The sequence below is a fragment of the Caulobacter sp. BE254 genome (genome assembly GCF_031457295.1).
Classification (GTDB): Bacteria; Pseudomonadota; Alphaproteobacteria; order Caulobacterales; family Caulobacteraceae; genus Caulobacter.
In genome coordinates, this window is record NZ_JAVDWJ010000004.1 from 165,416 (window position 1) to 190,849 (window position 25,434).

The 25,434-nt window shown below is 70.1% G+C and carries 25 protein-coding genes and 1 tRNA gene; 15 read left to right on the top strand and 11 right to left on the bottom strand.

Annotated features, from left to right (window positions below; translation table 11 throughout):
• Positions 1-13: 13 nt before the first annotated feature.
• Positions 14-424 carry a hypothetical protein gene (locus J2X41_RS09695; protein ID WP_310081462.1) on the bottom strand — a complete coding sequence of 137 codons (411 nt, stop codon included), beginning with the start codon at positions 422-424 and terminating at the stop codon, positions 14-16.
• A 97-nt stretch (positions 425-521) separates the two neighbouring features.
• Positions 522-872, bottom strand: a complete 351-nt coding sequence (locus tag J2X41_RS09700) for a DMT family protein (RefSeq protein ID WP_310081464.1) — start codon at positions 870-872, stop codon at positions 522-524.
• A 320-nt stretch (positions 873-1,192) separates the two neighbouring features.
• Here J2X41_RS09700 and J2X41_RS09705 point away from each other — a divergent pair, with 320 nt between their 5' ends.
• On the top strand, positions 1,193-1,531 hold the full coding sequence (locus J2X41_RS09705) for a P-II family nitrogen regulator (protein ID WP_007665036.1): 339 nt from the start codon (positions 1,193-1,195) through the stop codon (positions 1,529-1,531).
• Positions 1,532-1,558: 27 nt separating this feature from the next.
• Positions 1,559-3,082, top strand: a complete 1,524-nt coding sequence (locus J2X41_RS09710; protein WP_310081466.1) for an ammonium transporter — start codon at positions 1,559-1,561, stop codon at positions 3,080-3,082.
• A gap of 204 nt (positions 3,083-3,286) precedes the next feature.
• Here J2X41_RS09710 and J2X41_RS09715 read toward each other — a convergent pair whose 3' ends face one another.
• The 3 genes from J2X41_RS09715 to J2X41_RS09725 form a co-directional block, all read right to left on the bottom strand.
• Positions 3,287-4,168, bottom strand: coding sequence for a 4-(cytidine 5'-diphospho)-2-C-methyl-D-erythritol kinase (locus J2X41_RS09715; RefSeq protein ID WP_310081468.1), 882 nt, complete (start codon positions 4,166-4,168; stop codon positions 3,287-3,289).
• Between the two features lie 61 nt (positions 4,169-4,229).
• Entirely contained in the window at positions 4,230-5,951 is a 1,722-nt protein-coding gene (locus J2X41_RS09720) for a tetratricopeptide repeat protein (RefSeq protein ID WP_310081471.1), read from the bottom strand.
• A 99-nt stretch (positions 5,952-6,050) separates the two neighbouring features.
• A complete protein-coding gene (locus tag J2X41_RS09725) occupies positions 6,051-7,724 on the bottom strand; it encodes an electron transfer flavoprotein-ubiquinone oxidoreductase (protein ID WP_310081474.1) in 1,674 nt (557 codons plus the stop codon).
• A 162-nt stretch (positions 7,725-7,886) separates the two neighbouring features.
• On the opposite strand from J2X41_RS09725, the gene J2X41_RS09730 reads away from it, so the two are divergent.
• From J2X41_RS09730 to J2X41_RS09740, 3 genes are all read left to right on the top strand, one after another.
• Positions 7,887-8,708 carry a uracil-DNA glycosylase gene (locus J2X41_RS09730; RefSeq protein ID WP_310081477.1) on the top strand — a complete coding sequence of 274 codons (822 nt, stop codon included), beginning with the start codon at positions 7,887-7,889 and terminating at the stop codon, positions 8,706-8,708.
• Positions 8,709-8,777: 69 nt separating this feature from the next.
• Complete coding sequence (locus J2X41_RS09735) at positions 8,778-10,343, top strand: lytic transglycosylase domain-containing protein (protein ID WP_310081478.1); 1,566 nt, start codon at positions 8,778-8,780, stop codon at positions 10,341-10,343.
• Positions 10,344-10,485: 142 nt separating this feature from the next.
• Positions 10,486-11,151 (top strand): hypothetical protein, encoded by a 666-nt coding sequence (locus J2X41_RS09740; protein WP_310081479.1) that lies wholly within the window; start codon positions 10,486-10,488, stop codon positions 11,149-11,151.
• A gap of 39 nt (positions 11,152-11,190) precedes the next feature.
• Here J2X41_RS09740 and J2X41_RS09745 read toward each other — a convergent pair whose 3' ends face one another.
• The gene (locus tag J2X41_RS09745) at positions 11,191-11,676 is read right to left on the bottom strand and encodes a glycosyltransferase (RefSeq protein ID WP_310081482.1); all 486 of its coding nucleotides are present in this window, start codon (positions 11,674-11,676) and stop codon (positions 11,191-11,193) included.
• 74 nt (positions 11,677-11,750) lie between these two features.
• Here J2X41_RS09745 and J2X41_RS09750 point away from each other — a divergent pair, with 74 nt between their 5' ends.
• A complete protein-coding gene (locus tag J2X41_RS09750) occupies positions 11,751-12,401 on the top strand; it encodes an HAD-IA family hydrolase (RefSeq protein ID WP_310081483.1) in 651 nt (216 codons plus the stop codon).
• 173 nt (positions 12,402-12,574) lie between these two features.
• Here J2X41_RS09750 and J2X41_RS09755 read toward each other — a convergent pair whose 3' ends face one another.
• Positions 12,575-13,666, bottom strand: coding sequence for a PA0069 family radical SAM protein (locus J2X41_RS09755; protein ID WP_310081485.1), 1,092 nt, complete (start codon positions 13,664-13,666; stop codon positions 12,575-12,577).
• Between the two features lie 202 nt (positions 13,667-13,868).
• Between J2X41_RS09755 and J2X41_RS09760 the strand changes: the two genes are divergently transcribed.
• From J2X41_RS09760 to J2X41_RS09795, 8 genes are all read left to right on the top strand, one after another.
• Positions 13,869-14,021 carry a hypothetical protein gene (locus J2X41_RS09760; RefSeq protein ID WP_155856575.1) on the top strand — a complete coding sequence of 51 codons (153 nt, stop codon included), beginning with the start codon at positions 13,869-13,871 and terminating at the stop codon, positions 14,019-14,021.
• A 311-nt stretch (positions 14,022-14,332) separates the two neighbouring features.
• Positions 14,333-14,881: an AraC family transcriptional regulator gene (locus J2X41_RS09765; protein WP_310081487.1), complete on the top strand. Its 549-nt coding sequence runs from the start codon at positions 14,333-14,335 to the stop codon at positions 14,879-14,881.
• 76 nt (positions 14,882-14,957) lie between these two features.
• Positions 14,958-15,935, top strand: a complete 978-nt coding sequence (locus J2X41_RS09770; RefSeq protein WP_310081488.1) for a S1C family serine protease — start codon at positions 14,958-14,960, stop codon at positions 15,933-15,935.
• Positions 15,936-16,051: 116 nt separating this feature from the next.
• Positions 16,052-16,471 (top strand): DUF2946 family protein, encoded by a 420-nt coding sequence (locus J2X41_RS09775; protein ID WP_310081489.1) that lies wholly within the window; start codon positions 16,052-16,054, stop codon positions 16,469-16,471.
• 142 nt (positions 16,472-16,613) lie between these two features.
• On the top strand, positions 16,614-18,665 hold the full coding sequence (locus J2X41_RS09780) for a TonB-dependent receptor domain-containing protein (RefSeq protein ID WP_310081490.1): 2,052 nt from the start codon (positions 16,614-16,616) through the stop codon (positions 18,663-18,665).
• 23 nt (positions 18,666-18,688) lie between these two features.
• Positions 18,689-20,026 carry a PepSY domain-containing protein gene (locus tag J2X41_RS09785; RefSeq protein WP_310081491.1) on the top strand — a complete coding sequence of 446 codons (1,338 nt, stop codon included), beginning with the start codon at positions 18,689-18,691 and terminating at the stop codon, positions 20,024-20,026.
• Positions 20,027-20,028: 2 nt separating this feature from the next.
• Entirely contained in the window at positions 20,029-20,493 is a 465-nt protein-coding gene (locus J2X41_RS09790) for a copper chaperone PCu(A)C (protein WP_310081492.1), read from the top strand.
• The gene (locus J2X41_RS09795; protein ID WP_310081493.1) at positions 20,493-21,074 is read left to right on the top strand and encodes an SCO family protein; all 582 of its coding nucleotides are present in this window, start codon (positions 20,493-20,495) and stop codon (positions 21,072-21,074) included. The genes J2X41_RS09790 and J2X41_RS09795 overlap by 1 nt, the downstream gene beginning before the upstream one ends.
• A gap of 21 nt (positions 21,075-21,095) precedes the next feature.
• On the opposite strand, the gene J2X41_RS09800 is transcribed toward J2X41_RS09795, so the two are convergent.
• The 3 genes from J2X41_RS09800 to J2X41_RS09810 all read right to left on the bottom strand — a co-directional run bounded on the left by J2X41_RS09800 (position 21,096) and on the right by J2X41_RS09810 (position 23,626).
• Positions 21,096-21,169 (bottom strand) — tRNA-Cys (locus J2X41_RS09800).
• Between the two features lie 99 nt (positions 21,170-21,268).
• Entirely contained in the window at positions 21,269-22,360 is a 1,092-nt protein-coding gene (locus J2X41_RS09805) for a class I SAM-dependent methyltransferase (protein ID WP_310081494.1), read from the bottom strand.
• 39 nt (positions 22,361-22,399) lie between these two features.
• Positions 22,400-23,626 (bottom strand): class I SAM-dependent RNA methyltransferase, encoded by a 1,227-nt coding sequence (locus J2X41_RS09810; RefSeq protein WP_310081495.1) that lies wholly within the window; start codon positions 23,624-23,626, stop codon positions 22,400-22,402.
• A 251-nt stretch (positions 23,627-23,877) separates the two neighbouring features.
• On the opposite strand from J2X41_RS09810, the gene J2X41_RS09815 reads away from it, so the two are divergent.
• Positions 23,878-24,525 carry a hypothetical protein gene (locus tag J2X41_RS09815; RefSeq protein WP_310081497.1) on the top strand — a complete coding sequence of 216 codons (648 nt, stop codon included), beginning with the start codon at positions 23,878-23,880 and terminating at the stop codon, positions 24,523-24,525.
• A gap of 81 nt (positions 24,526-24,606) precedes the next feature.
• On the opposite strand, the gene J2X41_RS09820 is transcribed toward J2X41_RS09815, so the two are convergent.
• Positions 24,607-25,338: a TlyA family RNA methyltransferase gene (locus J2X41_RS09820; RefSeq protein ID WP_310081498.1), complete on the bottom strand. Its 732-nt coding sequence runs from the start codon at positions 25,336-25,338 to the stop codon at positions 24,607-24,609.
• Between the last annotated feature and the right edge of the window lie 96 nt (positions 25,339-25,434).

Below are 25,434 nucleotides of genomic sequence, written 5' to 3' on the forward strand. Positions count from 1 at the left end.
CCGCTGGAACGGCTTAGTTGCCCTTGGCGGCGCTGCGCTTGCCGGCGTGCGACAGCGGCGCGCCGTAGAGCTTGCGGTTTTCCGGCGTGTCGGCGATCGGCGGGTTGGAGGTCACGTTGGGGTCGCCGGCCTTGAGGCCCGCCTGCTGCTCGGCCGGCATCGACGAGACGCGGCCGGCGGTGTCGGTGGCCGTGCCGGTCGGCGCCGCCATCGAGGTGGTGGGGTCGGTCGGCGTCGTGGTCGCGGCGCTGGGGTCGGCGGGCAGGGTCTGGTCGGCCGGCGCGGCGGCGGTCGGATCCGGGTTCACCGGGGCGCCGGTCTCGGGCGTGGCCTGGGGCGTTGTCGACGGAGCCGTGGATTGGGCCATGGCCGCGCCGGACATCAGCGCCAGGGCGGCGGCTGCGGTAGCGATACGCACAAACATCGGGCTGATCCTTTTCGAAGGAAATCCAACCACATCAGCGTTTCGGCCCCAGACTCCGTTGCGACTCCGTTGCGCGGATCACGGGGTCGTGAACGCACTACTTGAAGAACATCACGATCGCCACGCCCGCGAAGATGAAGCCGAACCCGACCAGCGTCTTCCAGCTGATCGCCTCGCCCAGATAGAAGACCGAGAACAGCGTGAAGACCACCAGGGTGATCGCCTCCTGGCCGGTCTTCAGCTGGGCGGTGGTGTAGACGTTATGGCCCAGGCGGTTGGCGGGCACGGCCAGCAGGTATTCCGGCAAGGCGATCAGCCAGCTGGTGAAGATGGCGACCAGCATCGTCGTCGCGCGGTTCTTCAGGTGGCCGTACCAGGCGAAGGTCATGAAGACGTTCGAGGCGATCAGCAGGCACCAGGGCGCGATCTTCAACCAGACGGAAGGCATGGGCGGCGGAGGCTCCGGAGCGCGGCAAGGCCGGCTATTGTATACGCTTGGCGACAAGCTGGACCACCCCGCCCCTTCGAGGGGCGAAACGCCCACTTTCCAGGCAATCAAGACCCTCGATGCACAAACCTTGGGCGCCTCGTCCCTTTCGTTTCCAATTCCCTACCACGCGACAGCCATGTCGGAAGCGCGACCGATAGCGTGAAGGCGCCGGGGAAACGATGCGGACTCAAGGGCCTGTGTCGCGGTGCGAGTGAGCAACGCGCTCTAAAACCAATTCTAAGGGGAGCCCGCTCAGTCGGCGGGTCGGAGCAAGGCGGATGAAACTGATCATAGCGATCGTCAAACCCTTCAAGCTCGACGAGGTCCGCGAGGCGCTCGTCGCTGCGGGCGTCGAAGGCCTGACGGTGTCCGAGGTCAAGGGTTACGGCCGTCAGAAGGGCCAGACCGAGATCTATCGCGGCGCCGAATACCAAGTGAACTTCGTGCCGAAGGTGAAGCTGGAAGCCGTCGTCGACGACGCGTCGGCGGCCAAGGCGGTCGAGGCGGTCAAGGCCGCGGCGGCCACGGGCAAGATCGGCGACGGCAAGATCTTCGTCCTCAATGTCGAGGAAGCCGTTCGCATCCGGACCGGCGAAACCGGCCCGGCCGCTTTGTAATTCGTCGGGGAAAAGGGGATACCAACGATGAGACTGCACTTTAAGCCGCTGGCCGGGCTGATGCTCGCCGCGACCTTGGCGGGGGCCCCGCTGGGCGCCGTCGCCTTCGCCCAGGACACGGCCGCGCCAGCCGCTGCGGCCGCGCCCGCCGCCGCCGCGCCCGCTCCGGCGGCCACGCCCGCCGCGGCTCCGGCCGCCGCGCCGACCATCGTCGACAAGATGGACAAGGGCGACAACGCCTGGATGCTCGTCTCGTCCCTGCTGGTCCTGCTGATGATCATCCCGGGCCTGGCCCTGTTCTACGGCGGCCTGGTCCGCTCCAAGAACATGCTGTCGACCATGATGCAGGTTTCCACGGTCGGCATCATCGGCATCGTCGCCTGGGTGCTGTGGGGCTACAGCCTCGCCTTCACCGACGGCGGCGGACTGGACACCTTCGTCGGCGGCTTCAGTCGGCTGTTCCTCAACGGCGTGACCCCCGCCAGCAACGTCGCCACGTTCTCGACCGGCGTCGTCATCCCCGAACTGACCTTCATCGTCTTCCAGTCGACCTTCGCCGCGATCACCGCCGCCCTGGTCGTCGGGTCGCTGGTGGAACGCTTCAAGTTCTCGGCCATGGTGGTGTTCGCCATCCTGTGGCCCCTGCTCTCCTACTACCCGATCGCCCACATGGTCTGGTGGTGGCCCGGCCCCGACGCCATCGCCCTGCACCCGACCGACCCGATCAAGGCCGGCCTGAGCTGGAGCTTCGGCGCCCTGGACTTCGCTGGCGGCACAGTGGTCCACATCAACGCCGGCATCGCGGCCCTGGTCGGCGCCATCATCCTGGGCAAGCGCCAGGGCTACGGCAAAGAGCCGATGCCGCCGCACTCCCTGACCCTGACCCTGGTCGGCGCGGGCCTGCTGTGGGTGGGCTGGTTCGGCTTCAACGCCGGCTCCAACCTGGAAGCCAACGGCTACGCCTCGCTGGCGATGATCAACACCTTCGTCGCCACCGCCGCCGCTGGCCTGTCCTGGATCGTGGTCGAGTGGGTCACCAAGAAGAAGCCGTCGGCCCTGGGCCTGGCTTCGGGGATCGTGGCCGGCCTGGTCGCCGTCACCCCGGCCGCCGGTTTCGCCGGCCCGATGGGCGCGCTGATCCTGGGCCTGGTCGTCTCGCCGATCTGCATCTTCTTCTGCTCGGTCGTGAAGAACGCGCTGAAGTACGATGACAGCCTGGACGCCTTCGGCATCCACGGCGTCGGCGGCATCGTCGGCGCCATCGGCACCGGCCTGCTGGTCAACCCCGCCTGGGGCGGCGCCGGCGTCGTCGACTACGCCAGCTGCGCCAAGGACGGCGACATCTCGACCTGCGACACGGCCGTCTACAGCCTGGCCACCCAGGTGATGGCCCAGGTCAAGGCCGTCGGCGTGACCATCATCTGGTCGGCCATCGCCTCGGCCATCGTGTTCTTCGTGATCAAGCTGGTCATCGGTCTCCGCGCTTCGCCGGACTCCGAAGAAGAAGGCCTGGACATCTCCGAACACGGCGAACGCGCCTACCACAGCTAAGGCTGGGGTCAGGTTCGGTCCAAGGAAAGGGCCCGGAAGCTTCGGCTTCCGGGCCCTTTCTCTATATTTCCTCCCCCTGTGGGGAGGTGGCCGAAGGCCGGTTGGGGGAGGATTGGGATCGTCGATCCGGGTCGTGGCCATCTGCCAACCACTCCCCCCTCCGTCGGCTTCGCCGATACCTCCCCATGGGGGAAGGACCGACGCCTAGAACGGCCCGCCCAGCCGGCAGCGCTTGACCCACCAGTCGGGCCGCATCTGCTCGATCCGTTCGGCCAGGCCCTCGGCCTCGATGTCGCCGGCGCACAGGGCGAAACAGGTGGCGCCGGAACCGGACATCCGGGCCAGCAGGGTCTCGGGCTCGCCGGCCAGCAGGTCCAGGACCTGGCCGATGCGCGGCTCCAGGGCCACGGCGGGCGCCTGCAAGTCGTTGCGCGTGAAGCCGGCCAGCCAGGCGCAGACCTCCTCGACGCTGGCCAGCCCGTCCAGCAGCGGCGGCGCGGCTTCGCCTTCGGGCGCCACGGCCGCGTCATAGGCGCGGTAGACGGCGCCGGTCGGCGACGGGACCAGAGGGTTGACCAGCACGGCGTGCAGCTCAGGCAGGGCTTGCGCTGGCGACAGGCGCTCTCCCCGGCCCTGGGCCATCACCGGCGCGCCCCACAGGCAGGCCGCGCCGTCCGCGCCGAGGCTTCCGGCGACGGCTTCCAGGTCGACGTCGGACAGGTCGGGGGCCAGGGCCTCGCGCAGCAGCCTCAGGGCCGCACCGGCGTCGCTGGAGCCCCCGCCCAGGCCCGCAGCGATCGGCAGGGCCTTGTCGAGGACCAGGCGGAACGGCGGAACCGGTCCGCCCAGCCGGGCATGCAGGGCGTTGGCGGCCCGCACCACCAGGTTGCCGTCGTCCAGGGGGACCTCGCCGCCGAACCGCCCTATCGCCTCGAAGCTGGGCGCGTCCGCCGCCTGCAGCCGCACCCGGTCACCGACATCGGCGAACAGCATCAGGCTGGAGATCGGGTGATAGCCGGCCGCGTCGGGTCCGCCGACGTGCAGGAACAGATTGACCTTGGCCGGGGCGAAGGCGTCGAGGCGCATGGCGGGCCCTTGAGCTCTGACAGTCGTGATCGCCGGGTCTATCCGGGGGATCGAAGCGGCGCTAGCCCGCTGAGGCCACCTTGGCCGGCGGACCGTCCAGACCGTCCTTCAGCTTGGCCTCGGCCTCGGCCTTCTGCTTGGCGTCGGGCTCCAGGCTCAGCACGCGCTGCCACTGGTAGCGCGCCTCGACCCGCCGGCCGATGCGCCAGTAGGCGTCGCCCAGGTGGCCGTTGACGTCCGGATCACCCGGTTCCAGCTCGACGGCCTGCTCCAGCTTGGCCACGGCGGTCTTGTAGTCGCCCTGGCGGTAGTAGCCCCAGCCCAAGGAGTCGAGCATGGCCCCCGACTGCGGGCGCGCGTCGACCGCCTTCTGGACCATGACGATGGCTTCGGGCAGGCGCACCCCGCGGTCGATCCACGAATAGCCCAGATAGTTCAGCAGGTCCGGCTCGTCCGGGCTGAGCTTGACCGCCGTCAGCAGGTCGCGCTCGGCGTCGTTCCAGCGTCCGGCCCGCTCCAGGGCGATGCCGCGCATGTAGAGCAGGCGCCAGTCGGGCTTGTCGCCCTGGCTGGCGATCAGCGGATCCAGGGCGGCCGCCGAGTCGGCCCAGCGCTCGTTGGCCCGCAGCAGGTCGGCATAGGTGATCTGGGCGTCGCGATCCTTGGGGGCGGCGACGGCCGCCTGCTGGGCCAGGGCCACGGCCTTGTCTTTTTCGCCGGCGGTCTGGTAGCTCCAGGCCAGCTTGGACTGGGCCGCCACGTAGCGGGTCGAGGTCGGCGCCACCTTGGCGTAGGCGTCGCGCGCGCCGGGCTGGTCGTCGTCCTGGGCCAGCAGGTCGCCGACCAGCAGCCAGGCGTCGTCGCGCTTGGGGTCCAGTCGCAGGGCCAGGCGCAGATAGGCCAGGCCGAACTGGCTCTGGCGCTCGCTGGCGAAGCTGGCGGCGCAGGCGACCAGCATGTGGGCCGCGCCCTGCTTTTCGGTGGGCATGGCCGGCGCCGGGCCGCGCGCCGCCGCCCGGGCCCGGGCCTTCTGCAGACCCTGATCGTCCGGGTCGCGGGCCAGGGCCTCGTCGTACAGCGCCACCGCGTCGGCCTGCCGCTTGCGGCGCTCCAGGAACGCGCCGTAGTCCTCGATGAACAGGGCCCGGGCGTTCTCGATCGCCATCAGCGCCTTGTAGTCGGTCTCGGCCTCGTCGTAGCGCTTGGCGCGCTCAAACAGCCGCGCCTGGCTCAGTTGGCCGAAATACTGCACGAACCGGTCGCCCTGCAGCTCCGGACGGACCACCGCCCCGTTGTTGTCGCCCGCGGCGGCCGCCAGCCAGGGGGCCAGCAGCACCGCGGCCGGGCGATGGGGAAAGCCCAGGGTCTCGGTCTTGAGCAGGGTCTGGGCGTCGCGGCCCTTGCCGCTGGCCATCAGGTCGACCACCCGGGTCAGGACGCCCAGGCGGCGCACCTGTTCGTTGGCGTCGGTCCCGCGCGGCGCGATGGCGGCCGCGCGCTGGACGTCGCCGGCCAGCAAGGCGGCGGTGAAGGCCCTGTCGGCCAGCACGCCCGGATCCACGTCCAGCTGGCGCGCCTCGTCGAAATAGGTCGCCGCCTGGGCGTTCGAGCCGCCCTGCAGCGCCGCCTGCCCGGCGAGGAACTGGCCATAGGCCGAGCGGCTGGAGCCCCAGCCGGGGTCCGTCGCGACGTCGCCGCGCAGGTCCGGACCGGGAGCGGTGGCGGCGCAGGCGGTCAGGGCCGAGGCCGAAACAAGGGCGAGAAGCAGCTGGATACGCGTCATGTCCGCACCCTCATCGGTTTCCGGGCGCGCCGCAACAAAAAGGCGCGGTCCGAGAGTTCGGACCGCGCCCCGCGGCTTTCAAGAGGCTTTGAGAGCCCGCTACATGTTCGGATAGTTCGGCCCGCCGCCGCCTTCGGGCGTGGTCCAGACGATGTTCTGCGACGGGTCCTTGATGTCGCAGGTTTTGCAGTGGACGCAGTTCTGGGCGTTGATCTGGAAGCGCGGATCGGTCCCCTGCTCATTATAGAGCACCTCGTAGACGCCCGCCGGGCAGTACAGCCGGGCCGGTTCGCCGTATTGGGGCAGGTTCACCGCGATCGGGACCGACGGGTCCTTCAGCTTCAGGTGGGCGGGCTGGTCTTCCTCGTGGTTGGTGGCCGAGATGAACACCGAGCTCAGCTTGTCGAAGCTGATCACGCCGTCCGGCTTGGGATAGACCAGCGGCTTGTAGTCCTTGGCCAGGCCGGTCGAGGCCGCGTCGGTCTTGTCGTGGGCGATCGTCCCGAAGAACGAGAAGCCGCCGAACAGGTGCGCCACCCACATGTCGAACATGCCCAGCGCCCCGCCCAGGGCGGTGCCGAACTTGCCCAGCAGCGGCTTGGCGTTGCGGACGACCTTCAGCTCCTTGGCCACCCAGGATTTTTCGTAGAGATCCTGATAGGCGGTGAGCTCGTCGCCGGCGCGTCCGGCGGAGAGCGCCTCGAAGGCGGCGTCCGCGGCCAGCATGCCGGTCTTGACCGCGTTGTGGCTGCCCTTGATGCGCGGCACGTTGACGAAGCCGGCCGAGCAGCCGATCAGCACGCCGCCCGGGAAGGTCAGCTTCGGCACCGACTGGTAGCCGCCCTCGGTGATGGCCCGCGCGCCATAGGCGATGCGCTTGCCGCCTTCCAGGTGCGGCTTGACCGCCGGATGGTGCTTGAAGCGCTGGAACTCGTCGAACGGCGACAGCCAGGGGTTCTTGTAGTTCAGGTGGACCACGTAGCCGATGGACACGTAGTTGTCGCCGAAGTGGTACATGAAGCTGCCGCCGCCGGTCTGGTTGTCCAGCGGCCAGCCGGTGGTGTGCTCGACCAGGCCCGGCTGGTGCTTCTCGGGCGGCACCTGCCACAGCTCCTTGATGCCGAGGCCGAATTTCTGCGGCGACTTGCCGGCGGACAGGTCGAACTTGGCGATCAGCTGCTTGGCCAGCGAGCCGCGCACGCCCTCGGCGATGAACACGTACTTGCCATGCAGTTCCATGCCGGGATTGTAGTCGGGCTTGTGGTGGCCGTCCTTGGCCACGCCGACGACGCCCACCACCACGCCCTTGACCGAGCCGTCCTCGTTCCAGACCAGGTCCGAGGCCGCGAAGCCGGGATAGATCTCCACGCCCAGTTCCTCGGCCTGGGTCGCCAGCCAGCGGCTCACATTGCCCAGCGAGGCGATGTAGCAGCCGTGGTTGTGCATGAACGGCGGCATGGCGAACATCGGCAGGCTGAGATCGCCCGAGGGCCCCAGCAGGCGAAAGACGTCCTTGGTGACCGGGGTCTCCAGCGGCGCGCCGCGGTCCTTCCAGTCGGGGAACAGCTCGGTCAGGCCCCTGGGATCGATCACCGCGCCCGACAGGATGTGGGCGCCGACCTCCGAGCCCTTTTCCAGCACGGCCACCGAGACCTCGGTCCCGGCCTTGGCCGCCAGTTGCTTGAGCCGGATGGCGGCCGACAGGCCGGCCGGTCCGCCGCCGACGATGACGACGTCGTATTCCATCGACTCGCGTTCGAGCTCTTCGCTCATGGCATCTCCCGCCCCGGGCGCACTCAGCCCGCGTTCTCGCTGTTTGAGTCGAAGCTTATCGTGAGCTGACGCACCGGTGGTCAAGAATAAACAGATGTTTTTGCTGCGATGCAGCGCAGGCCCGACGTGGCGACCCGCGAAACTTCGTACTAAGAGAAGCGCATGGACATCGCCGTCGATCCGCGCGCCGTGGAAAGCCTGCTCGCCTTCTGGGCCGATGCGGGCGTGGAGGCGTCGTACGCGGACGATCCGATCGACCGGCTGGCCGAGGGCGCGGCCCTGTTGCGGGCCCGCAAGGACCCCCCCGCCCCGGCCGCCGCCGCTCCCCTGGCCGCGCCGGCCTTCGGGCGCGGCCCCGACCTGGGCGCCGCCGTCGCCGAGGCCAGGGCTTTGGCCGCCGCCTGCGCCGACCTGTCGGCCCTGGCCGCCGCCATCGCCGCCTTCGACGGCTGTCCGCTGAAGACCCAGGGCGCCCGCCAGGCCGTGGTCTCGCGCGGCCCGGCCGACGCCCCGCTGATGATCATCGGCGAGGCTCCCGGCGCCGACGAGGACCTGCAGGGCGCGCCGTTCGTCGGCCGGGCCGGTCAACTGCTCGATCGGACGCTGAAGGCCGCCGGTGTGCTCGACCGCGCCTTCGTGACCAATACCGTCTTCTGGCGCCCGCCCGGCAACCGCACCCCCACCCCGCAGGAGCAGGCGGTCTGCGCGCCGTTCCTGGAGCGGGCGATTCAGTTGGTGCAGCCCAAGATGCTGCTGCTGGTCGGCGGCGCCTCGGCCAAGAGCCTGCTGAAGCGCGAGGAAGGCATATTGTCGCTGCGCGGACGATGGTTCGAATGGACCTCCAGCGACGGCCAAACCGAGCTTCCGGCCTTGCCCACCTTGCATCCGGCGTTCCTGCTGCGCCAGCCGGCGGCCAAGAAGAAGGCCTGGACCGACATGCTTATGCTCAGCGAGAGGCTTGATCGTCCGGAGCGTCCCAATTAGAGATTCGGGCGACCAGTTGGACACGGGACGCGTCGGGGAGCCTCGTCGAGGCAAGGGCGCGCAAACGCATTGCAGCTTTTAGCTCGCCCTCTGGCCGTGTTCTCGGCCTTCGTGCTTTGCCTCACGGTCGCTTTCAGCGTCCCCCTGAGCGCCCGCGCTTCGACGCTTGAGCCGCTGTCGGAAGCCGACGCCCGCTTCTATCGCGCCGCCTTCGCCGCCGCCGACCATGGGGATTTCGACGCCGCCGAAGCCGCCCAGGCCAACGCCCGCGACAAGAGCCTGCGCGGCGCGCTGGACTTTGCCAGGATCATGCATCCGACCGCCCACGCGGCCAGCTATGACGAGCTGACCGATTGGCTGGCGTCCTATGGCGACCAGGCCGGCGCCGAGCGAGTCTATGCCCTGGCCGTCAAGCGCAAGCCGGCCCGCGCGCCCGCCCCGAAGGTCCCAGTCCTGTTCGTCAGCGGGGCCAAGGCCTCGGCCCCGACCGACCGGGCCCGCGCCGCCCGCGAGGCCTATTATTCCGGCGAGGTGAAGAAGGCCCTGACCCTGGCCCAGGCCGCCGGCGAGCCCTGGATCGCCGGTCTCGCCGCCTTCCGCCTGCAGTCGTACGCCCAGGCCCAGACCTATTTCGAGCGCGTCGCCGACGACGAGGGCCAGGACGAATGGCTGCGTTCGGCCGCCGCCTTCTGGGCCGCGCGCTCGGCGGCCTCGGGCGGCCAGTCGCGCGACGTCGAGGACCTGCTCGGCCTGGCCGCCCGCGCGCCCAACACCTTCTACGGCATGATCGCCGCCCGCCAGCTGGCCCTGGCCGGCCAGGCCCTGGCCCAGGACGACCCGATCGCCGCCCTGCTGACCAAGGTCTCCTATGAAGGGCCGGACACCGCCTCGCTGGCCCGCCTGCTGGCCGCCGACCCGCGCGCCCGCCGCGCCGCCGCCCTGGCCCAGATCGGCCGCTGGAGCGAGGCCGGCCAGGAGCTGCGCGCCGGCCTGGCCCTGGCCAGCGACGATCCCAAGGCCCGGGGCGACTGGACCGACCTGGCCCTGGCCCTCAACGAAAAGGCCCCGCTGAACGCCGGCCGCCCGGTCAAGCGGATCGGCGGCGAGGACTATCCCCTGCCCCCGCTGACGCCGAAAGGCGGCTTCACGATCGACAAGGCCATGGTCTACGCCCTGGTGCGCCAGGAAAGCCGCTTCGACCCCTACGCCATGTCGGGCGCCGGCGCGGTGGGCCTGATGCAACTGATGCCGATCGCCGCCGCCCGCGCCGCCGGTGACGACAAGCTGCTGGCCGACACCAGCCCGCTGCTGGATCCCAGCTTCAACCTGCGGGTCGGCCAGGACTACTTCACCTGGCTGATGGACCGGGGCCTGCAGAGTCCCGACCTGTTCCGCGCCGTGGCGGCCTATAACGGCGGCCCGGGGACCCTGATCAAGACCCAGGAACAGCTGGGCGGCGCCGACTGCGACCCGCTGCTGCTGATCGAAAGCCTGCCGGCCCAGGAAACCCGCAACTACGTCGAAAAGGTCATGGCCTCGTACTGGACCTATCGCAAGCTGATGGGCGCGGAGACCAAGACCCTGGACGCCGTGGCCAGCGGCGCGCGGGTGATCGATTTTCGGCTGGATCAGTAGGGCGGCGGTGGGACTCCCCAGGCGCTGAGATCGCTTCCAACGGACTCGCTGAAGCCTCAGCTGTGGGCAGCGGGCCGCCGACCTTCGGTTGTCGCGATGCGAACCGGTTTGCATCGTCGCCCAAGCACCACGGGGTGGATTGATGCACGACGAGTTTCTGAAGCTTGTTCCAGCATATCTTCATGAGCGATCCGGGAGGGTCTTCTACTCCGGCCGCTCAGCCTTCAACGGCAAGCGCCCTCTCTATCTCCTGGGTTTGAATCCCGGCGGTGACCCCGTCAGGCAGGCGGAGGAGACCATCTCCCGATCGATCGTCGCGGCGAAAGCACGGCCCGAACACGATTGGTCCGCCTATACCGACGAGTCTTGGCGTGGACGGGCGCCAGGAACCGCGACCCTTCAGCCGAGGGTCCTCCATTTGCTCAAGCGTGTTGGCCATGATGCGCGCAGCGTTCCGGCCTCAAACGTCGTCTTCGTGCGATCCAGCCGCGAGTCTGATCTCGCACGCGATAAATCCGCTTTGCTCCATGCCAGCTGGCCGGTCCATGACCAGGTCATCCGGACATTGGGCGTGGCGGTGGTCGCTTGCATGGGCGGAACGGCTGGCGCCTGGGCGCGAGAGATGCTTTCCGCCCATGAGCCTGTGGAGCGTTGGTCTGAAGACAACGGCCGTCGCTGGACCAGTTGTACCCATCAGGCGCCATCCGGCATCCAAGTGGTGACGCTGACACACCCGAGCGTCGCCGCTTGGAACTCGTACGGCGCCGATCCGTCAGCGCTTGTCGTCGCGGCGCTGCTTCGAGCTTGATCTCCGAAACGACGAACTCATTTCGAAGAGCGGCGTATTCTAAGTGCGCAATCGCACGGCCTTCGGCTTCAAACGCCGCAGCAGCGCGCTCAGCGGATCGCCGCCAGGCTTGAAGCCGCTCGCCGCCTCGACGGATTCACGCGAAGCCAGCACCGCCAGCGGTCGTCCCGCCAAGCCCAGCATTCCCGGAGCCGCGATCCAGGCCGGCTTGCCGCCGCCGCCCGCCAGGTGCGCCTCGACGGGCGTGCGCCAGGCTTCCGGCAGGACCAGGTCCTCGCCCAGCGCCAGGATCCAGGCGCTCCGCACCGTCGCGACGCCGGCCGCCAGGCGCGTTCCGACATCGCCCTGGACCGTCACCACCCGCGCTCCGCTGTCCTCGGCGATGGCCAGGGTGGCGTCGGTGGAGCCGGCGTCGGCGAACACCACCGCCTTGACCAGGCCGTCGACGGCGGCGGGCACCAACAGGGGCAGGACGTGGACCAGGCGCGCGGCGCTGTCGCGGGTCGGCAGGACGACGGTGATCATGCCCCCTGCTTCCGATCCGACGCGGCGCAGGTCAAGGCGAGACTTGGCCGGGCGAAGCGTGGCATAGGCCGGCCATGATCCCTTCCAAGACCTACGCCGCCTTCCTGTTCGACATGGACGGCACGGTGCTCGACTCCATCGCCGTCGCCGAGCGGGTCTGGGGCGCGTGGGCCCTGCGCCATGGCCTGGAGGTCGAAACCTTCCTGCCGACCATTCACGGGGTGCGCGCCGAAGAGACGATCCGCCGGCAGAACCTGGCGAATCTCGACGTCGCCCTGGAGACCGCGGCGATCCTGCGGGCCGAGGTCGCCGATATCGAGGGGGTGATCCCCGTTCCCGGCGCCGAGGCCTTCCTGCGCGCCCTGCCGCTCGATCGCTGGGCCGTCGTCACCTCGGCCCAGCGCGAGCTGGCCCTGCGCCGCATGGCGGCCGCCGGCCTGCCCATCCCCGCCGTGCTGGTCACCGCCGAGGACGTTTCGCGCGGCAAGCCTGCTCCGGACGGCTATGTCCTGGCCGCCGAGCGCCTGGGCGTGGCGTCCGACGCCTGCCTGGTGTTCGAGGACGCCCCCGCCGGTCTGCTGGCCGGCGAAGCGGCCGGCGCTCAGGTGATCGTCATCACGGCCGCGCACCGTCACCCGTTCGAGACGGAGCATCCGAGCCTGGCCGACTATTCGGACGTCCGGGCCAAGATCGGGCCCGACGGGCTGCGCCTGTCCAAGGCCTAGGGTCTGTGGACAGTTGACGATTTTTGGACCGAATTCCTCGTCCTTCGACAGGCTCAGGATGAGGAATTCTACTGAACCGCCCTATAATTAGCCCTCATCCTGAGCCTGTCGAAGGACGAGGGCGGCGCCCCGACGCCAAACGCCTCCCTGTCCACAGAGCCTAGGGCGCGACATCAGAACAGCGACAGCTGATCGCCCGCCTTGGCCGGCACGGCGAACTGCGAGAGGTCCAGCGGCGCCAGCTTGCGATCCAGCCCGAACCGCGTCCGCGCCAGCCTGAAGCGCTGGCTCATCACCTCGGCCACGGGGCCCTCGCCGGTCATCCGCTTGCCCCATTCGGTGCTGTAGGCCGCCCCGCCGCGCATCTGGCGGACCAGGGACATCACCCGCCGGGCGCGGTCGGGATGCTCGGCCGCCAGCCATTCCTCGAACAGGTCCTTGATCTCCAGCGGCAGGCGCACGGCGACGTAGCCGGCCGTGCTGGCCCCGGCGGCGGCGGCGGCCTCGAGCACCGCCTCCATCTCATGGTCGTTCAGTGACGGAATGGATGGCGCGAACATCACCGTGGTCGGCACCCCCGCCGCCGCCAGCTGGCGCACCGCGTCGAGCCGGCGCTTGGGCGTGGCGGCGCGTGGCTCCATGCTGCGCGACAGCCGGTGGTCCAGGCTGGTGATCGACACTGCCGCCCGGGCCAGTCCCGCCTGGCCCATCGGCCCCAGGATGTCGAGGTCGCGGGTGATCAGGTTCGACTTGGTGATGATCGAGAACGGGTGGCGAAACCGGGCCAGGGTCTCCAGCACCGCCCGCGTCACCCGCAGCTGCTTCTCGTCCGGCTGGTAGGGATCGGTGTCGCCGCCGATATGGATGACCTTGGGGACGTATTTCGGCTTGGACAGTTCGCGCTCCAGCAGCTTGCCGGCCTCGGGCTTGAAATAGATCTTGGTCTCGAAATCCAGGCCGGCCGAATGTCCCAGATAGGTGTGGGCCGGCCGGGCGTAGCAGTAGATGCAGCCGTGGCTGCAGCCGCGATAGGGATTGATCGAGCTCTCGAAGCCGACGTCGGGGCTGTCGTTGCGGGCGATGATGGTCCGCGACTTCATCGGCTGCAGGACGGTGGCGATCTGGGCCGGCTCCTCCTCTTCGCCCCAGCCGTCGTCGAAGGCTTCGCTGACCTGGGACTCGAAGCGGCCTGTGCGATTGGACTTGGCCCCGCGTCCCCGCGCGCTGGACGGCGGATGACCGGGAAGATTGGCGGGAGCGACCATGGATGGATCATGGACCGAGCGCGAGAACAATTCAAGAACACAATACCGACCGGTCTGCGGAGGACCGAGCGATTTCGAGGCGCCTGGCCCGCCATTCCGCCTATCGCAACAGCCTTCGCTGACAGCCGCCCGCGTTCGTGCCAAGCTCGTCCAGAGGCACGTCGGGCGAAGGGCGCCCGGCCCTCGCATCGGGAGGCTCCCCATGACCACCAAGCCGGACGACAAGGTCGAAACCGAAGTCGAAGCTCCGCATGTCGCCAAGGTCGGCGTGATCGACACGGGCCACAACGTCACCAGCTTCAACGACGAACCGATCAACGGCCTCCTGGCCGACATCGCCGACGGCGACGCCTGATCGACGACCAAGCCGCCGCCTCGCGGTCGCGGAGCGGCGGCGCTCGACCCGGAGCCTTTGCTCAAGGCCGTCATGGATTGTCGAAAAACATCGTACTCGACCTTGAATAACCTCGATATTCTACGGAAGTGAAATCCCGGTTGTCACAAAAACCGGCGACAGGTTGAGCAATCTCGAGAGCCTGAAGCTTGGCTTCAACTGATCTCTACCCCACGCCGTTGCGGCGCGGCGCGGCCAATGCTAGCAAAATCGAAACTGGACCTGGCGACAACCGTCGCGGCGGTTTTCGGCGGAAAGGCGGCGAGCTGGACATGACTTCCCCGGACGCGAACCCCACGGCCAGCCTGCCCCGCGACCAGACGCTGATCCTGGCGCGCCTGGTCACCGGCGCCTCGCGCGCCTTCGATCGCGATCCCGACACCGCGCGGGAACTGGTGCATCGCGCCAGCGCCCTGCTGCAGGCCGAGGTCCGTCGCCTGACCCGCCCCCCGCAGACCGGCAAGCTGGCGCCCTGGCAGGCGCGCACGGCCAGGACCTTCATCGACCAGAACCGCGACCGCAACCTGCAGGTCCGCGATGTGGCCGCCGCGGTTCGCCTGAGCCCCAGCTATTTCTCGCACGCTTTCAAGCAGAGCTTCGGCCAGTCGGCCAAGTGCTACATCATCGAGCGGCGGATCGCCCGAGCCAAGCACCTGATGCTGACCACGCGGGACACCCTGGCCCACATCGCGCTGGCCTGCGGCTTCTCCGACCAGGCCCATTTCTGCCGAACCTTCGGGGGTTTGGTCGGTCAGACGCCCAGCCGCTGGCGTCGCAACCATCAGGAACACCCGATCGAGCCGGCCGCCTTGGCAGCCTAGGCGAAGTCCCGAAAGTCTCGCCCTCTTGTTCCCGCGCCGCCGAGCCCCAGATTTGAGTCTCCTAGAGGAGATCGATTTGTCTTCACCGTTCCAAGGGCACGAGGTCGAGGCGCGACTGCGTCCGACCGCCAACGCCTACCCCTTCGACCTCGACAGGGCGCTGTCCTCGGTGGTCGCCCTGGAGGCCCAGGTCCCGGCCGACGCCTTCACGGCCCGGATCCTGGGAACCGAGCGGCTGGGGAACGGCGTGGTGATCAGCGAGAACGGCCTGGTGCTGACCATGGGCTACCTGATCACCGAGGCCAACCAGGTCGTGCTGACCCTGAACGACGGCAGGCGCGTGGAGGCGCACGTGCTGGGCTTCGACAGCCAGACGGGGCTGGGCCTGGTGCAGGCGCTCGAGCCGCTTGGCCTGCCGGCCCTGCGCTTGGGCCCTTCCAAGGCGCTGGAGTCCGGCAGCCCGGTGGTGATCGCCGGCGCCGGCGGACGCGCCCACGCGGCGGCCGGCCAGGTTCTGACGCGCATGCCCTTCGCCGGCTACTGGGAATATCTGCTGGACGAGGCGATCATCACCGAGCCCGCCCATCCGCATTGGAGCGGCGCGGCCCTGATCGGCCCCGAGGGCGAGCTGGTCGGCGTCGGCTCGCTGAGCCTGGCGGGACAGTCGCACGACGGCCGCGCCAAGCCGTTGAACCTGTTCGTGCCCGCCGACCTGCTGCCGCCGATCCTGGACGACCTGGCGCGCGGCAAGCCCGCCCATCCGCCTCGCCCCTGGCTGGGCGTCTTCGCCCAGGAGACCGAATCGCACGTCGTGCTGGTCGGCGTGTCGCCCGGAAGCCCGGCCGCCCGCGCCGAACTTCGGGCCGGCGACCTGATCCTGGCCGTGGCGGGCGATGAGGTCTCCGACCTGGCGGAATTCTATACCGCCCTGTGGGACCAGGGCCCGGCCGGCGTCACGGTCTCGCTGCGGATCCAGCGCGAGCAGGACGTCTTCGAGGTCGAGATCCGCTCGGTCGATCGTAACGCCCTGCTGAAGAAGCCCCGGCTCAACTAGCCGAGCCGGATCGAGGGCCGGTTCGCCGCGCTCGTGCCCTCGCGTGGCATGGCGCGGTGAGGGTCAGGGTCACCCCTTAGTAGCCTTGTCCGCCTGCTTGGCGTAAAGGCCCGGACGTGACTTACTCGCCAAGCTTTGGCCGGACCTGGACACGCGGCGTCTTCCTGGCGCTCGCGATCCTGGCGCTCGCCCTGAAGGTCATGGTCCCGGCGGGCTTCATGACCCAGGCCGAGCCGAACAACGGCCTGCCGTTCGCGCTGGTGCTCTGCACCGGCCAAGGTCCGCTGGTGGTCCAGCCGGGCGACGCCCTGGACCCTCACGACAAGTCGCCCGCCGACAAGCCCGGCCACGACGCCCCTTGCCCGTTCGCCAGCCATGGCGCCACCGCGCCGCCGCCCAGCACGCTGGCGGTGGCCAAAGTCGAGTTCGTCGCCTATCGGCCCATGGCCCTGGCGCGGGCCGTCGAGCCCGTCCCAGGCCGCGGCCTGGCGGCGCCGCCGCTGCCGGCCCGAGGTCCTCCCAGCCTGCTGATCTAGCGTCCGGCCGCCACGGCGGCCGGCCTGCACGCGCCTGCGCCGTCCGGACGATGTCCGGGGGCCGCCTTCGCGCGTTGCGTCCTCGCACACCGTTCAGCCTGCTCCGGCCGCGTCCTGTCGCGCGCCGAAGGACCCAGATCCGATGAAGTCTCTCCTGCTGGCCTCCACGGCCGCTCTTCTCGCCCTGCCCGCCATCGCCCTCGCCGCGCCCGACGACGATCCGTCCGCCCGCCAGGTCAGCTCCGTCATCGTCACCGCCCGCCCCGACCCGGAGGACCCGCCCGTGGTCGCCGCCGCCCGCCGGCGCCTGTCCGAAACCCCTGGCGGCGTCTCGGTGATCTCCCAGGAGTCCTACGCCAGCCGCCAGGCCCTGGCGCTGGACGACATGCTGCGCGACGCCCCCGGCGTCTACGCCCAGCGCAAGTGGGGCGGCGATGTCCGCCTGTCGATCCGCGGCTCGGGCATCGGCAACGCCAGCCACAATCGCGGCCTGCTGCTGGCGCAGGACGGCGTGCCGCTGAACGAGGCCGACGGCTATGGCGACAGCCAGGTGGCCGACCCGCTCAACACCCGCTTCACCGAGGTCTATCGCGGCGGCAACGCCCTGCGCTTCGGCGGCGCCCTGCTGGGGGGCGCGATCAACATGGTCACGCCGACCGGCCGGGACGCCGGGTTCGACGAGCAGGTCCGCCTCGACGGCGGCTCCTACGGCCTGCTGCGCGAGCATGTCGCCGTGGCCCGCCAGTCGGGCGACTGGGACGTCTACGCCGCCGCCACCAACCAAACCGGCCAGGGCTGGCGCTCGCAGAGCCAGCAGAACATCCAGTTCGGGTCGCTGAACATCGGCCGCAGCTTCGGCGAGGACCGCGAGGTGCGCTTGGTCGTCAATGGCTCCAACATCAACCAGGAGATCCCCGGCTCGCTGACCCTGGCCCAGTTCGCCGCCAATCCGCGCCAGACGGCCGCCGCCAGCGTCGCCAACGACCAGGGCCGCAACCAGCGCGGCCTGCGCGGCTCGCTGCGCACCGCCTGGCGGCTGGACGACCACACCGTGTTCGAGGGCGCGGTCTATGCGGTGTGGAAGGACCTGGACCATCCGATCTTTCAGGTCATCGACCAGCAAAGCCGCAACTACGGCGCGTTCGGCCGGCTGGACTGGGAGGGCGAGCTGGGCGGCCTGAAGGCCGACGCCTATCTGGGCGCCTGGTATCGCCAGGGCGACCTGGATTCAGCCTTCTACACCAATCTCAGGGGAGCTCGCGGCGCCCTGCAGTCGCTGTCGCTGCAGAACGCCAAGGCGGCCGACGTCTTCGCCGAGGGCCGGGTGTTCGCCAGGCCGCATCTGGCCCTGGTCGGCGGCCTGACCTGGGGGACCGCCAAGCGCGACTACCGCAGCTTCGCCGTCCCCGGCGTGGCCACGACGTTCAACCTGGCCGCCGACAAGGACTACGCCTGGGTCTCGCCGCGGGTCGGCGTGCTCTGGCAGGGCGACGATGGCTCGCAGGTCTTCGCCAACGTCACCCGCTCGGTCGAGCCGCCGAACTTCGGCGCCCTGACGCCGAGCAATGTCGGTTTCGCGCCGGTGCAGGCCCAGGAAGCCTGGACCGGCGAAGTCGGCGCGCGCGGCCATCGCGGGCCGTTCACCTACGACGTGACGCTGTACCGCGCCCACCTCCAGCACGAGCTGCTGCAGTTCGCGGTCGACAGCCAGCACCCGGCCGCGACCTTCAACGCCGACAGAACGGTCCACCAGGGGATCGAGGCGGCGCTGGACTGGAAGCTGGCCCCGCGCTGGCGGCTGCGCCAGACCTGGACCCTGTCGGACTTCCGCTTCGACGGCGACGCCCAGTACGGCGACAACCGCCTGCCGATCGTGCCCAAGACCTTCTACCGCGCCGAACTGCGCTACGACGACGCCCGGGGGTGGTTCGTGGCGCCGTCGGTGGAATGGTCGGCCTCCGACCAGTGGATCGACTACAGGAACACCAAGGCCGCCCAGTCCTATGCGATCCTCAACCTCAACGCCGGCTGGACGCTGAACGACAAGGTCTCGCTGTTCGTCGACGCCCGGAACCTTGCCGACAAGGCCTATGTGTCCAACGTCCAGGCCGCCACGACCTGGACCCCCGCCACGGCCGCCATCTGGCCGGGCGACGGCCGCTCGGTGTTCGGCGGCGTCACGGTGTCGTTCTGACCGCCATGACGAACCCCGCCCCCTTGGAACGCCCCGCCGGCCAGCTCTACCGCGCCTTCTGGCGCTGGCACTTCTACGCCGGCCTGCTGGTGCTGCCGGTCCTGATGCTGATGGCCCTGACCGGCGGCCTCTACCTGTTCAAGACCGAGATCAGCGAGGTGCTCTACCGCCCGCTGCTGTTCACGCCGCAAAGCGCCGCCCAGGCGCCGCCCTCGGCCTGGATCGCCAGCGCCGAACGCGGCCTGGGCGGCAAGGTCCTGCAACTGGTCCCGCCGGCCCGATCCGACCGCTCCGTGCAGATGCTGGTCCAGCGGCCCGGCGGCGAGACGCTCAGCGCCTATGTCGATCCGCACGACGCCCGCCTGCTGGGCTCGACGCCCCAGGGCGGGGTGATGGGGACGATCAAGCGCCTGCACAGCCTCGACCTGTTCGGAACCGTCGCCAACTGGCTGGTCGAGATCGTCGCCGGCTGGGCCATCGTCCTGGTCGCCACCGGAATCTTCCTGTGGTGGCCGCGCGGCCAGTCAGGCGGCGTGGTCACGGTGCGCGGTCCGCCCCGCAAGCGGGTGTTCTGGCGCGACCTCCATGCGGTGACCGGCCTGTTCGCCGGCGCGGTGATCGTCTTCCTGGCGGCCACCGGCATGCCCTGGTCGGCCTTCTGGGGCCAGGAGGTCCGCAAGATCACCACCGAGGCCGGCCTGGGCCGTCCCACGCCGCCCGGCGGCGGCGGTCACCACGCGGTCAACGCCCAGGCCGTGCCCTGGGCGCTGCAGGGCCGGGAGGCGATGGACATGGCCGACATGCCGGGCATGGCCATGGACCATCCGACGGTCCCGCTGGGCGTCGACGCCATCGTCGCCCGGATCGACGCCGCCGGCCTGCCCAGGCCCTATGCGCTGTCCCTGCCCCAAGCTCCGGGCAAGGCCTGGTCAGCGGCCTACATGCCCGACCGGGTCGAGGCTACGCGGACCCTCTATCTGGACGCCCTGACCGGAAAGCCCCTGGCCGATATCGGCTACCGCGACTTCGGGCCCGCGGCCAAGGCCATCGAGTGGGGCATCGCCGTCCACCAGGGCCAGCAGTTCGGCCTGGCCAACAAGCTGGTCATGCTAGCCGGGTGCGTCGCCGTCTGGCTGCTGGGATTGTCGGCCGTCGTCATGTGGTGGAAACGCCGCCCCAGGGGACGGCTGGCCGCGCCGCCGGCTCCGGTCGACCGCCGCGCCTATGGCGGCCTGGCCCTGGTCGTCGTCCCGCTCGCCCTTTTCTACCCGCTCGTCGGCGCCTCGCTTCTGGTGGTGCTGACCCTCGACATCGCCCTGCGCCGGCTGATCCCGACCGCGCGCCTCAAGACGGAAGTTTGATCATGAAGCCCTTCCTCGCCGCCTTCGTCCTCGCCGCCTTGGCGATCCCGTCGCTCGCCGCCGCCAAGTCGCCGGCCGTCCAGGTCACCGACGCCTGGTGCCGCGCCGCGCCCAAGGGCGCCCTGGCCGGCGGCTGCTACGTCACCCTGACCGCCGGCGCCGACGATCGCCTGGTCGCGGTCGAGACCCCCGCCGCCGGCCGCGCCGAAATCCACACCATGTCGATGGACGGCGGGGTGATGCGGATGCGCAAGCTGGCCGACGGCGTCGCCCTGCCGGCCGGCAGGCCCGTCGCCCTCAAGCCCGGGGCCGAGCACCTGATGCTGATCGGGCCGAAGATCGCCCTGACGTCGGGCGCCAAGGTGGCCCTGACCCTGCGCTTCAAGTCCGCTCCGCCCGTCACCGTGACCGCGCCGGTGAAGGCCGTGCAGATGCCAGCCATGAGCATGCCGATGGGAGGCCACTGATGACGTCGTGGAAAGCCGCCGCCCTCGCCCTGGCCCTGGTCTGCGCGCCCCTCGCCGCCTGCGACAAGCCCGCCGAGACGGCCAGCCAAGGCTCGACGGTCCAGATCGGCGGTCCGTTCCAGCTGGTCGACATGAACGGCCGGCCGGTCACCGAGAAGACGCTGCTGGGCAAGCCCACGGCGATCTTCTTCGGCTTCACCTACTGCCCCGAGGTCTGTCCGACCACCATGGCCGAGATGACCGCCTGGCTGAAGGCGCTGGGGCCGGACGCCGACAAGCTGAACGTGGTCTTCGTCTCGGTCGATCCGGAGCGCGACACGCCCGAGCAGCTGAAGCTCTACCTGTCCAACTTCGACCCTCGCATCCAGGGCTTCACCGGCACGCCGGAGAACATCGCCAAGACCGCCAAGGCCTATCGCGTCTACTACCAGAAGGTAGCGACCGACGGCGGCGGCTACACGCTGGACCATTCCTCGACAATCTACCTGTTCGACGCCCAGGGCCGGTTCGTCGAGCCGATCGGCTATGGCGGCCCGCCGGAACGGGGCCTGGACCAGCTGAAGGCCCTGCTGAAGATCTGAGATCGCGAAAAAGGGGGAAGGTGGAGGCCCGGCCCGGAATCGAACCGGGGTGCACGGATTTGCAATCCGCTGCGTCACCACTCCGCCACCGGGCCATCCGGGTCAACGCAAGGTGCGTCGGCGAAGAGGTCGGTTCGAATACAGGAGCCCGCCGCGCTAGGCAATGGCCATGAACGGGTTGGCTGCAGGGTTTGCTATCGGGGTTTTTCGAGCAGCAGCGCCTTGGTCAGGAAGGCCTGGTCCCGTCCGGCCACGCTTAGGCCCGCCGCGCCGAACAGGGCCGGCAGGTCGGCCTGGGCGTAGGTCGAATAATAGGGCTCGTGGAAATAGGCCGGGAAGGCCTCCAGCAGCCGCGACAGGTCGGGCTCGTCGACCGGTTGCACCGAATCGGCGAAGGCCAGCACGCCGCCGGGCTTGAGCACCCGGGCGATCTCGGCGGCCACCACGGGGCGCACCCGCGGCGGCAGTTCGTGGAACAGGTAGACGCAGGTCACGGCGTCCAGGCTGGCGTCGGCGAACGGCAGGTGCTCGGCGTTGGCCTGCACCCCGCCTCGGCCCGAGCGGCTGCGGGCCGCGGCCAGATAGGCCCGCGACAGGTCAAGGCCGGCGATCGCCGCACGGGGAAAGGCCGCGTCCAGGTCGGCCAGGAAGGCGCCCGAGCCGCAGGCCAGGTCGACCACCTTGAGCCCGCGCTGGTCCTGGCCGCGCCAGCGGCGGGCCAGCAGCGACAGGGCCCGGCGGCGCATGGCCCCGGCCGCGCCGGAGAACAGCGCCTCGACCTGGGCCTCGTAGCGGCGGGCGCTGGCGTCGGTGAACCAGCCGCCGGACTGGTAGTGGAAGTTCTGCCGATAGTAGTTGGGATAGCCCTCGGTTCCGACCTCGTCGCGCACCTCGACCCCGTCGCCCCGGCGGCGGCGCTGGTCGACGGCGCGGGCGTCGGCGATGACGTCAAGCGCCTGGCGGAAAGCATCGGCGGGGTTGCGCGGACCGTCGCCGGTCGGCGGATAGAGGCCGGCGGCGACGTCGGCGGCGTCCTTGTCGAAGGCGGTCAGATAGGCCTTGCGCAGCCGGGCGGCCGAGACGGGCGGGCCCTGCGGCTCGAACCGGGCCTTGGCCTCGCCGCGCGTCGGCTGGGCCAAGGCGCGGGTGACGCCGCCGGCGGCGGTCCACCAGGCGGCCTTGACCGCCGCCCGGGCCCGCTGGCTGGCGCCGTCCAGGGCGAAGGCGCCGCGGCCTTTCGGAATGGCCTCCCGGGGCTCGCCCGACTTGCCGGATCGCTCGTCCATGACCGTCTCCCGGACGGCCCCTCGTGGAAGAGGACCGTCCTACCGCGAAAACACGCCGACCAGCTCAATATGGGGCGACCACAGGAACTGGTCCACCGGCAAGACCCGCTCCAGGCGGAAACCGGCGTCGACCAGGATCTTGGCGTCGCGGGCGAAGGTGGCTGGGTTGCACGAGACGCCGACCACGCGGGCCACCTTGGACTTGGCGATCTCGACGTGCTGCTCGTAGGCCCCGGCCCGGGGCGGGTCGAGCACGGCGACGTCGACCTTGTTCAGCTCGGTCGACAGCACCGGCCGGCGGGTCAGGTCGCGCGCCTCGGCGGTGATCGCCTTCAGCCCGTTGGCCGTGCCCAGCGCGCCCTTCAGGGCGGCGATGGCGGGCGCCGAGCTGTCGGCGGCGTGGACGCTGCCCACCTCGGCCAGGCGGAAGGTGAAGGTGCCCACGCCGCTGAACAGGTCGACGATCCGCGAGGCGCCCTGGGCCGCCTCGACCGCGAACTCGACCATGGCCTTCTCGGCCTGGGGCACGGCCTGCAGGAAACCGCCGGCCGGCAGGGCGACCACGGCCGGACCCAGCTTCACCATCGGTTGGCGGGCCATGTAGATCATCTCGCCGGCCATGGTGACCCGGGCGAAGTCGTGCTCGCCGGCGATCATCGCCGCGCGGACCCGGGCGTCGGCCGACAGCCCGCCGCTCTTGGCCTCGACGCCGGTGACGTCGATGTCCAGCCCCGTGGCGGTCAGGGTGACGTGCAGGGTCGGGGCCGACTTGGGATGCTCCAGGAACGGCGCGGCCAGGCGGGCCAGGGCCGGAAAGGCCGCGACCAGCTTGGGGTTCGACACCGGGCAGGTCTCGATCCGGGCCAGGTTCCACGACCGGCGCTCCTTGAAGCCCAGCCGCGCCCCGCCCTTGCCGCCCCGGGCGTGCAGGGCGACGCGGCGGCGCGAGGCCGGCGGCGAGGCGAAGGTCGGCAGGACCTCGGTCTCCAGCCCCTCGCGGGCCAGCTGGAAACGCACCTGCTCGCGCTTCCATTCCAGGTAGGGCGCGGCGTCCCAGTGCTGGAAGGCGCAGCCGCCGCAGACCCCGAAGTGCGGGCACGGCGGCAGGACGCGGTCGGGGCTGGGCTCCAGCACCTCGACCAGTTCGCCGCGATTGCCGCTCATCTCGGCGGTGACCCGCTCGCCCGGCAGGGTCAGGGGGACGAAAGAGCCCTCGGCGATGCCGTCGCCCTGGGCGCCGACCGCCTGGATCCTCAGTTCACGCATGGACAGTCCAATTCGACAGGCGGAACCTTCACCGGTCCGCGCCATTTTCTGTTATGATGTTCGGGACGGCGCCCGCCATGCCCGCGCCACGATCGACACGGACAAGATTTCGGACGCTCCCATAGCCTATTCGGAGCGAATGCGTGTGAACGAAGATGAACGGGTCGCTCAACGTCCGTTCATCAACGGCTTGGCAATTTAGGTGTTAAGGCGGGTCCGGCTCTCGGCGGCCCTGGTCGGAGGAGTTTCTCATGATGTTCAAGACCGTTCTCGGCGTCGCCGCCGCGGCCGCCCTCGCTGGCGCGCTGGCCCCGACGATGGCCTCGGCCCAGGCCTATGGCGCCTATGGCAACTCCGGCGCCTACGGCGGCGGCGGGAATTACGACAGTAACGGCTATTACTACGATCCCTGCCGCCGCAGCACGACGCAGCGCGGCACGGGCGGCGGCCTGGCCGGGGCCGGCATCGGCGCGGCGATCGGCAGCGGCGTGGCCGCTAAGGGCGCCCGCACCGAGGGTGCGGTGCTGGGCGGCGTGCTGGGCGCGATCGCCGGCTCGGCCATCGGCCGCAACTCGGCGGCCTGTTCGCCCGGCGCCAACCCGCCGCCGCCTCCGCCGCCGTCCTACAACCAGGGCGCCTATAACAGCTACGACCGCCCGGACGACGGCTATTACCGCGACAGCCGCTATGGCGACACCCGCTACGGCGACCGCAGCGACGACCGCCGCGGCGGCTACACCTACGAGTCCGAGCGCTCGTACAGCGTGACCGACAGCCGGACCGACGCCAACGGCTGCACCCTGGCCGAAAGCCCGATCTACCTGCCCGACGGCCGCACCCAGAAGCGTTTCGTCCGCGTCTGCCCGGACGCCTCGGGCCGCTATCAGGTCGTCGACTAGGCGATTTGGGATTTCAGTCGACCTAAGGAGCCGCCGGCGTTCGCGCCGGCGGCTTTCCTTTTGGCCGCGATAGTCTGAAAATCAGCCCTTCACCGCCCACAGCAGGTGCTCGACCTGGCCGTCGCCGCCGGTGATCGGGCTGGGGGCGACACCCTTGACCGTCCAGCCCGCCGCCTCGACGAAGGCCGAGACCGAGGCGATGCAGTCGGCGATGATCTGCGGGTCCTTGACCAGGCCGCCCTTGCCCACCCGGTCGCGCCCGGCCTCGAACTGCGGCTTGATCAGGCTGACCAGGTCCGCGCCCGGCTCGGCCAGGTGCAGGGCCACGGGCAGGCACTTCTCCACCGAGATGAAGCTGACGTCGCAGACCACCAGGTTCGGCGCCGCGTCCAGATGCCCCTCGTCCAGCACCCGGGCGTCGACGCCGGAGCGGTCGACCACGCGCGGATCGGCGGCGATGCGCGGATGCAGCTGCTCGCGGCCCACATCGACGGCGTAGACCCTGGTCGCGCCCTTCGACAGTAGCACCTCGGTGAAGCCTCCGGTCGAGGCCCCGACGTCCAGGGCGACCTTGCCCTCTACGGCGATCGGCCACAGCTCCAGGGCGTGGGCCAGCTTCAGGGCGCCGCGCCCGACCCACGGGAAGGCGGCGACGCCCTCCAGCACCGCGGTCGGCTCCAGTTCCTGCGAGGGCTTGGTCACCAGCTTGCCGTCGGCCTTGACCGCACCGGCCTCGATGGCGGCGCGGGCCTTGGCCCGGCTGTCGAACAGGCCGGTCTCGACCAGCAGGATGTCGGCGCGTTTGCGTTTCATCGCCGGGCTGTAGCACGACTTGCGGCCAGCGCGCCTTCGGGTTCACAGTGATCGCCGTTCACCGACGCGCCGCAGACGTCGGGACGCCCGAGGAAA